The organism is Tenacibaculum sp. MAR_2009_124 (genome assembly GCF_900105455.1).
GTDB lineage: Bacteria > Bacteroidota > Bacteroidia > Flavobacteriales > Flavobacteriaceae > Polaribacter.
The window spans coordinates 466,545-479,615 of record NZ_FNSF01000005.1 but is presented as its reverse complement, the minus strand read 5'-3'; the positions used below and the strand labels follow the sequence as shown (position 1 = coordinate 479,615).

Annotated in this window: 13 protein-coding genes; 8 read left to right on the top strand and 5 right to left on the bottom strand. The window is 33.1% G+C overall.

Annotated features, from left to right (window positions below; translation table 11 throughout):
* Positions 1–131 precede the first annotated feature (131 nt).
* From rimP to BLW23_RS12765, 4 genes are all read left to right on the top strand, one after another.
* Positions 132–596: a ribosome assembly cofactor RimP gene (gene rimP, locus BLW23_RS12780; RefSeq protein WP_093670439.1), complete on the top strand. Its 465-nt coding sequence runs from the start codon at positions 132–134 to the stop codon at positions 594–596.
* A gap of 9 nt (positions 597–605) precedes the next feature.
* A complete protein-coding gene (gene nusA / locus BLW23_RS12775; protein ID WP_093670437.1) occupies positions 606–1,862 on the top strand; it encodes a transcription termination factor NusA in 1,257 nt (418 codons plus the stop codon).
* Positions 1,863–1,972: 110 nt separating this feature from the next.
* Entirely contained in the window at positions 1,973–4,975 is a 3,003-nt protein-coding gene (gene infB, locus BLW23_RS12770; protein WP_093670435.1) for a translation initiation factor IF-2, read from the top strand.
* Positions 4,976–5,152: 177 nt separating this feature from the next.
* A complete protein-coding gene (locus BLW23_RS12765) occupies positions 5,153–5,710 on the top strand; it encodes a phosphatase PAP2 family protein (RefSeq protein ID WP_093670433.1) in 558 nt (185 codons plus the stop codon).
* Between the two features lie 6 nt (positions 5,711–5,716).
* Here BLW23_RS12765 and BLW23_RS12760 read toward each other — a convergent pair whose 3' ends face one another.
* From BLW23_RS12760 to BLW23_RS12750, 3 genes are all read right to left on the bottom strand, one after another.
* Positions 5,717–6,748, bottom strand: coding sequence for a glycosyltransferase family 9 protein (locus BLW23_RS12760; RefSeq protein ID WP_255362789.1), 1,032 nt, complete (start codon positions 6,746–6,748; stop codon positions 5,717–5,719).
* A gap of 6 nt (positions 6,749–6,754) precedes the next feature.
* Complete coding sequence (locus BLW23_RS12755; protein ID WP_093670429.1) at positions 6,755–7,363, bottom strand: DUF4254 domain-containing protein; 609 nt, start codon at positions 7,361–7,363, stop codon at positions 6,755–6,757.
* Between the two features lie 130 nt (positions 7,364–7,493).
* The gene (locus BLW23_RS12750) at positions 7,494–8,363 is read right to left on the bottom strand and encodes a hypothetical protein (RefSeq protein ID WP_255362788.1); all 870 of its coding nucleotides are present in this window, start codon (positions 8,361–8,363) and stop codon (positions 7,494–7,496) included.
* 155 nt (positions 8,364–8,518) lie between these two features.
* Here BLW23_RS12750 and BLW23_RS12745 point away from each other — a divergent pair, with 155 nt between their 5' ends.
* From BLW23_RS12745 to mscL, 3 genes are read left to right on the top strand one after another with little or no spacing between them, the layout of a single operon-like run.
* Positions 8,519–9,127 (top strand): thymidine kinase, encoded by a 609-nt coding sequence (locus BLW23_RS12745; protein ID WP_093670425.1) that lies wholly within the window; start codon positions 8,519–8,521, stop codon positions 9,125–9,127.
* Complete coding sequence (gene alr / locus BLW23_RS12740; RefSeq protein ID WP_093670423.1) at positions 9,120–10,220, top strand: alanine racemase; 1,101 nt, start codon at positions 9,120–9,122, stop codon at positions 10,218–10,220. The genes BLW23_RS12745 and alr overlap by 8 nt, the downstream gene beginning before the upstream one ends.
* Positions 10,221–10,264: 44 nt before the next feature.
* Positions 10,265–10,672, top strand: coding sequence for a large-conductance mechanosensitive channel protein MscL (gene mscL / locus BLW23_RS12735; RefSeq protein ID WP_218134052.1), 408 nt, complete (start codon positions 10,265–10,267; stop codon positions 10,670–10,672).
* A 38-nt stretch (positions 10,673–10,710) separates the two neighbouring features.
* Here the strand turns inward: mscL and BLW23_RS12730 are convergent, their stop codons facing one another.
* Positions 10,711–11,718, bottom strand: a complete 1,008-nt coding sequence (locus BLW23_RS12730) for a helix-turn-helix domain-containing protein (protein ID WP_093670421.1) — start codon at positions 11,716–11,718, stop codon at positions 10,711–10,713.
* A gap of 211 nt (positions 11,719–11,929) precedes the next feature.
* Positions 11,930–12,520 carry a carboxymuconolactone decarboxylase family protein gene (locus BLW23_RS12725; RefSeq protein ID WP_093670419.1) on the bottom strand — a complete coding sequence of 197 codons (591 nt, stop codon included), beginning with the start codon at positions 12,518–12,520 and terminating at the stop codon, positions 11,930–11,932.
* A 125-nt stretch (positions 12,521–12,645) separates the two neighbouring features.
* Here BLW23_RS12725 and BLW23_RS12720 point away from each other — a divergent pair, with 125 nt between their 5' ends.
* Positions 12,646–13,071 carry an OsmC family protein gene (locus tag BLW23_RS12720; RefSeq protein WP_093670417.1) on the top strand — a complete coding sequence of 142 codons (426 nt, stop codon included), beginning with the start codon at positions 12,646–12,648 and terminating at the stop codon, positions 13,069–13,071.

Below are 13,071 nucleotides of genomic sequence, written 5' to 3'. Positions count from 1 at the left end.
TAACACCTTAAAATTACAAAATATTTAAAGAAAAAACTATTTGCTTGTTAAGTATTTAGTTAGTATATTTGCAAGGAATTTAAAGAATTAATAAATGAAGGGGACAAACGTCCCCTCTTTTTATATCTAAAATGGATCAAGAAAGAGTAAAAGAATTATTACAGGAAGCCCTAGAACAGAACAATTCGCTGTTTTTGATAGATTTACAGTTTCTTGAAAATAATAGGGTAAAAGTTATTGTTGACGGAGATGAAGGTGTACCTTTGAACGAGTGTGTTCGAATAAGTAGAAATATTGAACATAATTTAGATCGAGAAAAGGAAGATTTTGCATTAGAAGTTACCACACCAGATATCGCCCATCCTTTAATTCAAAAACGTCAGTATAAGAAGAATAAGGGGAGAACGCTTAAAGTGAAAACAAAAACCCAAGAGTATGAAGGGGTTTTAGTTGAAGTAACTGACGAGGATATTACCTTACAATGGAAAGCAAGAGAGCCTAAACCTATAGGGAAAGGAAAACATACTGTTGAAAAAACAGCAGTTTTACCTTATGGAGATATAAAAGAAGCAAAAGTGAAGATTATATTTAATTAAGATAATGAGATGGAAAATATTGCGCTAATCGATTCGTTTTCGGAGTTTAAAGATATCAAGAGTATTGATAGAGTAACACTTATGTCTATTTTAGAGGAAGTGTTTAGAGCCGCTTTGAAACGTAGATTTGGATCAGATGAAAATTTTGATATTATTATTAACCCTGACAAAGGAGATTTGGAGATTTGGAGGAACAGGGTTGTAGTAGCAGATGAAATGTCGGAAGATGACAACGAAGAAATCGAATTATCTGAGGCTAGAAAAATAGAGCCTGATTTTGAAATAGGAGAAGATGTTTCTGAGGAAGTAAAATTAGTAGACTTAGGAAGAAGAGCTATATTAGCGCTGCGTCAAAATTTAATTTCTAAGATACATGAGCACGATAGTACAAATGTATTTAAGCAATTTAAAGATCTAGAAGGTGATATTTATAGCGCAGAAGTACATCATATTCGTCATAATGCTGTAATTTTACTGGATGATGAAGGGAATGAGATTGTTTTGCCGAAAAGCGAGCAAATTCGATCTGATTTCTTTAGAAAGGGAGATACCGTTCGTGGAGTTATTAAATCAGTTGAATTAAGAGGGAATAAACCAGCAATAATTTTATCCAGAACAGCACCAAAATTCTTGGTAAAACTGTTTGAACAAGAAATACCTGAAGTATTTGATGGTTTAATTACCATTGAAGGAGTTGCAAGAATTCCTGGAGATAAAGCGAAAATAGCCGTTGATTCTTATGATGATAGAATTGATCCTGTAGGAGCATGTGTTGGAGTAAAAGGATCACGTATTCATGGTATCGTTCGTGAATTAGGAAATGAGAATATTGATGTAATTAATTATACGAAAAACGAACAATTATTTATATCAAGAGCATTAAGCCCTGCTAAAGTTTTATCGGTTACCATCGATAAATTTGAGGAGGAAAAAAATGGAAAGAAAGGACGTGTTAATGTATTGTTGAAACCAGAAGAAGTGTCAAAAGCAATTGGACGTTCTGGGGTTAATATTAGATTGGCAAGTGAATTAACTGGATATGAAATAGATGTTCAAAGGGAAGGACTTGAAGAAGAAGATGTTGAACTGACAGAATTCTCTGATGAAATTGAAGCTTGGGTAATTGAAGAATTCAAAAAAATTGGATTAGATACAGCGAAGAGCGTCTTAGAAAAAGATGTTTCAATGTTAGTTCAAAGAACCGATCTTGAAGAAGAAACAATTTTAGAAGTTCAGAGAGTTCTTAGAGAAGAATTTGAAGAATAAATAGTTACGGAAGGCTAGAGCCGTTAAAAACTAGCGATAAATGAAAAAAAACATAACTATAATGTTTATTGTAAAGTGTGTTTTTTAGGAATAAAGTATAATAATAATTTATGGCTGAAGGCAAAAAATTAAGACTAAACAAGGTTTTAAGAGAATTAAACATTTCTTTAGATAGAGCTGTGGAGCATCTGGCTAAAAATGGCTATGAGGTTGAGACTCGCCCTACTACAAAGATTTCTGATAAGGAATATCAAATATTACTTGATGGATTCCAAACAGATAAATCTAAAAAAGTAGCTTCTAAGGAGGTGAGCGAAGAGAAGAGAAAAGAAAAAGAGGCAATTCGCCAACAACTAGAAGCAGAGCAAGAGAAGAAACGTTTAGACGAAGAAGCTAAAAAGCAAGAAGTTTTAAAAGCCAAAGCAACTAAATTAGAACTTAAAACTGTTGGTAAAATTAACATTGAAACAGGCAAGGAAGTGGTCGAAGAACCAGAAGTTAAGGAAGAGCCTGTTGTTGAAAAGAAAGAAGAACCAGTACCAGTAGTTGAAGAAAAAGTAACCAAACAAGCAGAAGCACCTAAAGTAGAAGTAACGGAACCAAAAGAAGAAGTTACTCCTCCTGTAAAAAAGGAAGAACCTGCTCCAATAGTGAAAAAAGAAGATACTATAAAAAAAGTAGAGGAAAGTGCTCCTAAGGTTGAGCATTCAAAGCCAGCGTCGTCTTCTAAAATAGACAAGGCGGTTGAGCAGAGTCAGTTATCAAGAGCTAAAAAGGTTGATAAACCTAAAGTTGTTGAAAAGCAAGCGGAAGTAACTCCTGAAAATGCTGAGAAATTAAAAACTCAGTATAAAAAATTGGATGGGCCTAGAATCACGGGACAAAAAATTGATTTAAAACAATTTGAAAGACCTAAGAAGAAAAAGCCAGACAATAAGGATAATAAGAAAGATGGCGATAAGAGGAAACGTAAAAGAATTGTAAACAAACCTGGAGGCAATAATAAGCAAGGTAATAACAACAATTCTCAAGGAAACAACAATAATCGTCAAGGAGGGAATAATAATAACCGTACTGGAGGGAATACGAATAACCGCCCTGGAGGAAATCGTCCTGGAGGAAATCGCCCTGGAGGGAACCGTCCTGGTGGAAACCGTGCAGGTGGAAACCAAAGAGGAAGAAGACCTATTGTTAAAAAGGAAGAGCTTACAGAAGCTGAAATCCAAAAACAAGTTAGAGAAACTCTTGAAAAGCTTCAAGGGAAATCTAGTAAAGGTAAAGGAGCCAAGTATCGTAGAGATAAAAGAGATCAGCATCGTCAACAGGCAGAGGCTGAATTAAAGGCACAACAAGAAGAAAGCAAAGTACTTAAAGTAACAGAGTTTGTTACCGTAAGTGAGGTTGCTACAATGATGGATAAACCAGTTACCGATATTATTTCTGCATGTATGATGTTAGGAATGATGGTAACAATGAATCAGCGTTTAGATGCTGAAACACTTAAAATAGTTGCTGAGGAGTTTAACTATAAAGTTGAATTCGTTGGAGCGGAGGTTGAAGAATCTATTGAAGAAATAGTTGATAAACCAGAAGACTTATTAAATAGAGCACCAATTATTACAGTAATGGGTCACGTTGATCATGGTAAAACATCATTACTAGATTACGTTCGTAAAGCGAATGTAATTGCTGGAGAAAGTGGTGGAATTACACAGCATATCGGTGCATATGGAGTAGCGTTAGATAATGGTCAGAAAATAGCGTTTTTAGATACACCAGGTCACGAGGCGTTTACAGCGATGCGTGCACGTGGTGCTCAAGTAACGGATTTAGTAATTATTGTAATTGCAGCAGATGATGATGTGATGCCTCAAACAAAAGAAGCAATATCACATGCTCAAGCGGCAAACGTGCCTATTATATTTGCGATTAACAAAATTGATAAGCCAAATGCTAATCCTGACAATATTAAAACTCAGTTATCAGCAATGAATTTACTTGTTGAAGATTGGGGAGGTAATATTCAATCACAAGAAATATCGGCTAAAACTGGTCAAGGAGTTGATGAATTACTTGAAAAAGTATTATTAGAAGCTGAAATTCTAGAACTGAAAGCTAATCCTGATAAGAATGCTGTAGGAACGGTAGTAGAGGCTCAATTAGATAAAGGTAGAGGATATGTTTCTACAATCCTAGTTCAAGCAGGAACGCTTAAAATAGGAGATTATTTATTAGCTGGAAAGCATAGTGGTAAGGTAAGAGCTATGTTTGATGAAAGAGGTAATAAAGTAAATGAAGCTGGACCTTCAACACCAGTATCTATTCTTGGTCTTGATGGTGCGCCACAGGCAGGAGATAAGTTTAATGTATTTGATGATGAAAGAGAAGCGAAGCAAATTGCAGTAAAACGTTCTCAATTACAACGTGAGCAATCGGTAAGAACTCAGAAAACATTAACGTTAGATGAAATTGGACGTCGTATTGCTTTAGGAGACTTTAAAGAGTTAAATATTATCCTAAAAGGTGATGTTGATGGATCTGTTGAGGCTTTAACTGATTCATTCCAGAAATTATCTACAGAAGAAATTCAGGTAAACATACTTCACAAAGGAGTTGGAGCTATTACGGAATCTGATGTATTATTAGCTACGGCTTCTGATGCTATTATTGTAGGATTTAATGTACGTCCTCAAGGAAATGCCAGAGTGGTTGCTGATAAGGAAGAAGTTGATATCAGAACATACTCGATCATTTACGATGCAATTAATGATCTGAAAGATGCAATGGAAGGAATGCTTTCTCCTGAAATGAGAGAAGAAGTTCTTGGTAATGTTGAAATCAGAGAAGTTTATAAGATCTCTAAGGTTGGTAACATTGCAGGATGTATGGTAATGAATGGTAAGATAACGAGAGATGCGAAAGTTCGTATTGTTAGAGAAGGAATTGTTGTTCATGACGGTTTATTAACTTCCTTAAAACGTTTTAAAGACGATGTGAAAGAAGTTACTAAAGGATACGATTGTGGTATTCAAATTAAAGGATACAATGATATTAAAGAAGGTGATACTATTGAAGCTTATACTGAAGTTGCAGTTAAGAAAAAGCTTAAATAAAAAACCAATACCTTATATTCAAAAGCTCAGTTTTAATAAACTGAGCTTTTTTTATGCAATCCATTTTTATAAACTCGTTTTCCTATACAATATATTGATTTTTAAAAAGTTGTATATTGATGCTGTATTTGGTGTCATGAGTATTTTGTACGTTAACTTTAATTTTATATTGGTTACATGGTTAGAGGTAATTTTTTCATTGTTTTTTTATTTACATTTTTCTGCTCTTGGGCTCAGCACCCACTCACCAGTAGTCAAAAATTCCATAAAACTTCAGGAGATGTTTTGGTAGCGGTCCTACCGACGTTGGCCTTGGGTTCAACATTTATTTGGGATGATGAAAGTAATGGAACACTTCAATTTACCAAGAGTTTTTTGGCAACTTCAGCAAGTGTATATGCTTTAAAATTACTGATAGATAAAGAACGACCAAGTGGTGAAAGTTTGAATAGCTTTCCTTCTGGTCATACAGCTATATCTTTTGCTAGTGCTGCTTTTTTCCAGAAAAGATATGGATGGAAGGTCGGTGTTCCAGCATATGTATTAGCCGCCTATGTTGGTTATTCTAGAATTACATCCGATAAACATGATAAATGGGATGTTTTAGCAGGTGCACTTATAGGAACGGGTTTTTCTTATTTGTTTACTAAAAAGTATAATAAAGAGAGTAAAGTAAGTTTCTCACTAAGAACAATGGATCGCTATACAACCATTGGAGTAACGTATCGTTTTTAATGAAGTTTAAAGGTACTTTTTAACTTGAGATACGACGTTAGTAATACTAATGGTATTAAAACATTTTAGGTAGCCATCAGGAAAATCTTTTCCATAGACAGATGTTGGGATTAATGGGAACTTTTCTAAATCTGGTAGAATTTGGTTTTCCATTTTTTGATTAAATGGAACGAAACCTAAAAATGGATGTGTTACTCCCCAAATAGTAATTACTGGAACGTCATACATAGCTGCCATATGACCATTTCCTGAATCCATAGAGATCATTACATCTAAGTTTGATATAATATCAAGTTCTTCCTTAAAACTCCCTTTCTGAATTAGAGAATATACATTGTTGTATTTACTTTCAATAGATTCGAAAACCTGTTTTTGTTTATCACCACCGCCAAAAAGTAAAATACTGGTGTTCTCAAGAGTGCTAAGCTCCATAATGAGCTCATTTAATTGCTGTTTTGGAAGGCTTTTGCTGTCGTAAGCTGCAAATGGAGCAATACCTATTAGTTGTTGGTTTTTAAGGTGTTCTATTAAAACAGGAAGTTTCTTTTTAGAAGGCTTATATCGTTGCGATAAATCAATTGTATATCCCAGTTTTCGAAATACATCAACATAGCGTTCGTGTGTTGACTTAAGTGGCCTTAATTTTTTGTTTTGATTTAGGGAAGTTAATTCCTTTTTTTCTTTTCTACCCTTATTTAATTGATACGACTTATAGCCTCTGATTTTGAAAAGAGCAATGAGTGCTTTCGACCTCAAAACATTATGTAGGTCCGCAACAAAATCTATATTCAAACTTAATAATTCCTTATGAAGTCGAAACAAACCTAAAAAGCCTTCATGTTTGCCGTTTAAGTCCGGACAAAAAATAGAAACTCTCTCTAAATCATCAAAAAAAGGAGTGAAAAATGATCGGGTAACAACAGTAATTTTAACATTTGGGTACTGATTTAATAAAGCCCTGAGTACAGGTACCGTCATGGCAACATCTCCCATGGCTGAGAGGCGTATAACCAAAATATGTTTTGTTGTAGATTGCAAATGAAATTACTTTTGAGATCTAAGGACAGGGTTTAGCTCATCATCATTATACATTTTCATTTGCTTATAAACCTTCATGTATTTATTCCCTTTTTCTATATCTGTCAAAAGAGTGTCTATTGCCGAAGATAAATCTGTACGTTGCTCAAGCAAAATATCAAGTTTCTTCTGACAATTATTTTTATGTTCTTCTGATGCATTTGAGCGATTCGCCTCTTCATTCATATGATATACTTTCAAGGCTAAAATGGAAAGTCTGTCAACACCCCACGCTGGACTTTCTGTATTTATGGTAGCGTTACTTTTAGCGGAAACGTTTTTATATTGTTCTAAAAAATAAGCATCTATATATTCAACCATATCCGTTCTGTCTTGATTCGAAGCATCAATCTTTCGTTTTAAATCTAAGGCAGCAATAGGATCTATATTCGGATCTCTAATAATATCTTCATAATGCCATTGAACAGTATCAATCCAACACTTTCTATAAAGTAAATGACTTAGTAAATCTTCTTTTTCACTGTATTTATTGACGAATTCTTGATATACATCATCTTTAATATGGTAGTCATTAATTACTCCTTGAAAAATCTTATTCGCTATATCTGTAAACATGTTCAAAAATTACTTTAAAAATCAAAGGTACTATATATATATTATATGAAACTTTTCATGAGTTGTAAAAGAAACTTAAAGAAATTAACTTTCTTAAAGTTAAGAGAAATAAAAAGAACCTAGTTGGTTTTTAAGCAAAACGTCTCTCAATTATCTCAAGAAGTCTTGTTTCGTATTCTTCTTTTTCTGACCAATCGTAGTCTGGTTTAATCAATTTATTAATGAATTTTTTCGCCTCTTTTTCGGTTTTGCAAGTATTTAGTTGGGAAATAACTCTATTAAAATCTGTTTGATTTCCTTCGAATAGATGTTTTACAAAGGCAATTCTGTCGTTAAGACCAATTTGAATCGTATTTTGTAAATGATCGTTTAATGATTTTTTTGGTTCTGCCTTTTCAAAAAGATTTGCCATTACATCAACAGGAAGTGTGTCATTTAATTCTTCCTCTAAGGTTGGAGTTTTACGTTCACCTATATCCTTAACATCATTTTTAGAAGTATCACTTTTCTTACTGAATAATAACTCCTCCAACTCGTCAAAAGGTTGTTCGGTTATTTTTTCAACGTGTTCTACAGATTCATTGTTTTTTTCAGAGGTTTCCGGTTCTTGTTGAAGCTGTTCGGGTTCTTCTTCTAAAATATGTTTTACAACAATTTCCTCGTCTGGTTCTTCTTCTTTGCTCTTTTCTTCGGAAGAATTTACTGTAATGTCTTCAGTTGGAGTTTCAGAAATTATTGGTTTTCGAACAATGCTCTTTTCAGGGATAACATCATTTATAGGAGAGTTTTCAATTTTCTCTTGAGGAACCTGTTCATTTTCCTTTTCTATGAGATCTCTTCTTTCTTCAGCTTCAATTACCTTGTTTATTAATTCCTCTTTGGTAACTTCTGCGTTTGGAGTTGTGTTTATATACTCATCTACATAAGCTAAAACTGAAAGTTTTTCATAAACTTCGTATGCTTTTTTCTTTAGCTCTAGCACATCTTCTTTATTTTTCATTTTTAAAATACTGTGTGCTAAACTTGTTAAATCGGAGGCTAATTTTTTGTGCATAAGTTGTTTTATGTTTTTAAGTTTTGCTCTTAAATTTTAATAAATTTGTTCTCTATTCGAAAGTAAAAACAAATGTTAATAACAGAGCTTAAAATTACAAAATGTTTCTTGAAAATACAGTAAATTATACAGAACAATTTGGGTGGATAGAAGTAATTTGTGGCTCAATGTTTTCTGGAAAAACAGAAGAACTTATTAGACGCTTAAGAAGAGCACAATTAGCAAAACAAAGAGTTGAAATCTTCAAACCAGAGGTAGATACGCGATACGATGATGAGGAAGTGGTATCTCATAATGAAAATAGAATTCGATCAACGCCTGTACCTGCATCTTCAAATATTCGACTTTTAGCCAATAATGTCGATGTTGTAGGGATTGATGAAGCACAATTTTTTGATGATGAGATTGTTGCTGTATGTAACGATTTGGCAAATAGAGGAATTCGTGTAATTGTAGCGGGTTTAGATATGGATTTTAAAGGAAATCCCTTTGGACCTATTCCAGCTTTAATGGCAACGGCTGAATATGTTACAAAAGTTCATGCCGTATGTACTCGAACAGGAAATTTGGCTCACTACAGTTACAGGAAAGCAGCGAATGACGATCTTGTTATGCTAGGAGAAACTCAAGAATATGAGCCGCTTAGTAGAGCCGCGTATTATAAGGCAATGCAAAATTCTAAAATAGAAAAAGATAACGCAGATGAATAATCATGTTACCGTGTTGGAAATAGATGCAAACGCAGTTTTGCACAATCTAAATTATTTCAAACAAAAACTCAACCCATCAACAAAAATGTTGGCTGTTGTAAAAGCTTTTGGATATGGAAGTGAAGCCGTTGAAATTGCGAAAATAGTGCAAGACCAAGTTGATTATTTTGCTGTGGCTTATTCGCATGAAGGGGTTGCATTGCGTGAAGCAGGAATTAAAACACCTATTTTAGTTTTACATCCGCAAATTCAGAATTTAGAATTAATAGTAAAATATTATTTAGAGCCGAACTTATACAACTTTAAAATATTTGATGCATTTTTAAAACTTGCGGATGAACAACCTTTAATGAATTATCCAGTTCATATTAAGTTTAATACAGGTCTTAATAGATTAGGCTTTTGGCATTCTGATATTCCAACAATTTTGGCCGAGTTAAAGCAGTCGAATAATGTGAAAGTTCAATCTGTTTTCTCTCATTTGGCGGCAAGTGAAGATTTAAATGAACAAGAGTTTACCGTTGGTCAAATTAACAACTTCGCCTATATTGTAAAGGAGATTTATACGCATTTAGGATATGAGCCAATGATTCATATATTGAATACTTCAGGTATTGTAAATTATTCGAAGGCACAATTTGATATGGTTCGCCTTGGTATTGGTTTGTATGGATTTGGAAATACTCCAGAAGAAACCGCAAAGTTGAAAAATACCCATAGCTTAAAATCTATAATCTCACAAATACATATTATCCAACCAGGAGAAACTGTTGGATATAATAGGGCTTTCGTGGCAAGCCAACCTACACGAAGTGCAACAATTCCTATTGGACATGCAGATGGTATTTCAAGAAAACTCGGAAATAAGAATGGATTTGTAATCATCAATAATCAGGTCGCGCCGATTATTGGAAATGTTTGTATGGATATGATTATGGTAGATGTTACGAAGATAGATTGTAGTGAAGGTGATGAAGTAATACTGTTTAATCATCAACAGCATATTGAATTTATTTCTAATAAATGCGAAACGATACCTTATGAAGTTTTAACAGCTATGTCTCAAAGAATTAAAAGGTTGGTGAAACACTAATTTTTTTATACATTTAAATAAATTTAACAGTAAAATCATAAAATATGGGAATGCTCAAAGAGTTTAAAGACTTTGCGATGAAAGGTAACTTGGTTGATATTGCAGTTGGTTTCGTTATGGGAGCTGCTTTTAAACAAGTTGTAACATCTTTTACTGGAGGAATTATTTCTCCTTTAATCGGGTTGTTATTTAATGCCAATTTTAAAGACCTAAAACTAATTTTAAAGGAAGGTCAAGCAAATGACGCCGGAGAAGTAGTTGGCGAAGTAGCAATGCTCTATGGAGAGTTTTTCACCTATGTCATTGACTTCATTATTGTTGCTTTTGTAATGTTTATGGTTGTAAAAGGAATCAATAAAATGAAGAAAAAAGAAGAACCTGCTCCAGAAGCGCCAAAAGGCCCAAGTCAAGAAGAACTTCTTGTGGAGATAAGAGATTTATTAAAAAAATAATTAGTTAAAAGCCTTGAGGAATTCCTCAAGGCTTTTTTTTATAAGAATGAAATAAGAATTTTCGAATTAATCTCATTTCTTAATTGATCAATCTTTTCATACATTGTTGTAAAAAAGACTTTCCTGTCGATTTCAGTATCAACAGATATTTTTTTCGCTAATTGTAATTGCTTTTGCAAATACACATCCATTTCATCACATATATTGGAATCTTCAATTTTTATGTGAGAAAAGGAGCCATAAGGCATCAAAACACCTTTTTTTACTTCATTTTTAAAGAAAATCGTATGATTTAAATTCAATAATTTACTGTAGTAAAGTGTATATCTAAATTTTTTCTTACTTGGTAAGTTGTCCGAATTTTCATTGGTAACATTGTATTCAATTTCTTTAATAATTGAATTAATTTCATCACACAATAATAAAGCTTCCTCTTTCCTTAATGTTTTTGTGCGGAAAAAGTAAAATATTTGGTAAAGCGAACTATCAATAGTAGTATCACTCCAAATATCAACAATGTCTGTTAACTTAAATGTTTCCCTAAAATTATTAGCTTCCTCAATGGCAGCAAATTTCGGGTTAAAGTTGTAAAACGAAACCTTGTTATTAACTGAATTATTTTGTGAAAAATTTAAATGTACATAAATTCTAAACTTCCAATAAAGATTAGTTGTTTTTACATGGTAAAAAGGGATGTCTTTGGCAGAATAAACTACTTGAGTTCTATCTGTTGAATGAAATGTTTTAGTGTAATAAGAAAGTTCTTTGTAAAAGTGAATAAGACCATCGATATTATCTTGAAACTTATTCTTATTAATTAACAAAGAATTGTCCGAAGGCAATTCATACAATTCGTTTAATGATATTTTGTAGTGCCTTGCTAATTTAACGGCTTCCTTAAAAGTTAACGAAGTCCTTCCTTTAATCCTTCTGTAAGAAGCATCATAACTCACATCCAATACATCCGCGATTTCCTCTGTAAAAAGCACGTTTTTAGGCAACTTTTGCTTAATAACGTTAAAGAGTTTATCTTTTTCTATACCCATAATGTCTCTTAAATAGTGTTGTCCAACTTAAAAAATGCAAAAATAGTTTTATCGATTTTGCATTATTCGCAACCACCTATTGTCTAAATCTTTTTTAATTTGTTCTAAGACTTAGTTTAGGTGAACTGTGGGGGGACATCTATTTAAGGTTAAAAGAAAGTCTTCTCTATGCAGAGAGAAGACTTTTGTTTTGCTCTAAGATATAAAAAAATTATAAATGCTTACCTTTATTCCAACCGTTTTTTTCTAGGTATTTTTCTCCACTTTTAACTGCATCATCCTCAATACTAGTACCCATAGAGTCATTCCAACGATTTAAATAACCAAATAAAGATATTACTCCAAGCATTTCCACAATCTCTCCTTCCGTCCAATATTTGTGAAGCTCATCATTTATTTTTTCATCAACCATATTTGGAACCTGGCTGGCTGCCAAAGAAAAATCCAAAGCAGCTCTTTCAGCATCACTAAATGCTGGATGAGTTTTGTACTCCCAAATATTATCTAATTGTTCTTGTTCTGCCCCATATCGCTCAGCGGCTCTAATAGCATGTGCTTGGCAATACCTACAACCTGTGGCATTACTTGAAACCCAAGCAATCATTCTTTTTAAAGCTGAAGTAACTTTTCCTTCATTTTTCATTACAGCTTTGTTCAAATTGATAAAAGCTTTTGAAATTAAGGGTCTATGTTGCATTGTTAATACTGAATTCGGACAAAAACCTAATGTTTCATTAAAAAAATCAGCTAGTTCTTTTGTTTCCAGATCATGATTTGCTGGTAAAGGGTTTACTAACGGCATAGTCTATACTTTTTAATTTTTATTGATATTTTTTTACTGTAAGTTTGTTTTGTAAAACTTTGTAAACACAAAGCAAAGTCGGTAAATATCATATAAAATTACGTAAACAGCAAAAATAAAATATTATGGCACAGCATACGGTTACTACTACTTGGAAAGAGAAAATGGCGTTTGAGACGGATAACCCTTTGGGACACAGTGTTGTTATTGATACCACTGAAGAAAATGGAGGAGATGCCTCTGGCTTAGCACCGAAAGCAATGATGCTTTCGTCTTTAGCAGGATGTTCTGGTTTAGATATTGTAGCACTTTTAAAGAAAATGAGAGCGGAAGTTGACGATTTTAAAATGATTGTAAAAGGAGAATTAACAGAAGAACACCCTAAGTATTATCATACAGTTTGGGTAGACTACCATTTTACAGGAAGTGAGTTAAAGGAAGATAAAATTGAAAAAGCGGTAAATTTGTCTGTAGAAAAATATTGTGGAGTGATGGAAATGTTTAAAAAATTTGCTGACGTTAAGATTGATATACATTTTCATAAAAAATAA

Excerpts from the sequence above, each read along its gene's own strand:
- rimP (WP_093670439.1), top strand. The coding sequence starts at position 132 with ATGGATCAAGAAAGAGTAAAAGAATTATTACAGGAAGCCCTAGAACAG.
- nusA (WP_093670437.1), top strand. The coding sequence starts at position 606 with ATGGAAAATATTGCGCTAATCGATTCGTTTTCGGAGTTTAAAGATATC.
- infB (WP_093670435.1), top strand. The coding sequence starts at position 1,973 with ATGGCTGAAGGCAAAAAATTAAGACTAAACAAGGTTTTAAGAGAATTA.
- BLW23_RS12765 (WP_093670433.1), top strand. The coding sequence starts at position 5,153 with ATGGTTAGAGGTAATTTTTTCATTGTTTTTTTATTTACATTTTTCTGC.
- BLW23_RS12755 (WP_093670429.1), bottom strand. The coding sequence starts at position 7,363 with ATGTTTACAGATATAGCGAATAAGATTTTTCAAGGAGTAATTAATGAC.
- BLW23_RS12750 (WP_255362788.1), bottom strand. The coding sequence starts at position 8,363 with ATGAAAAATAAAGAAGATGTGCTAGAGCTAAAGAAAAAAGCATACGAA.
- BLW23_RS12745 (WP_093670425.1), top strand. The coding sequence starts at position 8,519 with ATGTTTCTTGAAAATACAGTAAATTATACAGAACAATTTGGGTGGATA.
- alr (WP_093670423.1), top strand. The coding sequence starts at position 9,120 with ATGAATAATCATGTTACCGTGTTGGAAATAGATGCAAACGCAGTTTTG.
- mscL (WP_218134052.1), top strand. The coding sequence starts at position 10,265 with ATGGGAATGCTCAAAGAGTTTAAAGACTTTGCGATGAAAGGTAACTTG.
- BLW23_RS12730 (WP_093670421.1), bottom strand. The coding sequence starts at position 11,718 with ATGGGTATAGAAAAAGATAAACTCTTTAACGTTATTAAGCAAAAGTTG.
- BLW23_RS12725 (WP_093670419.1), bottom strand. The coding sequence starts at position 12,520 with ATGCCGTTAGTAAACCCTTTACCAGCAAATCATGATCTGGAAACAAAA.
- BLW23_RS12720 (WP_093670417.1), top strand. The coding sequence starts at position 12,646 with ATGGCACAGCATACGGTTACTACTACTTGGAAAGAGAAAATGGCGTTT.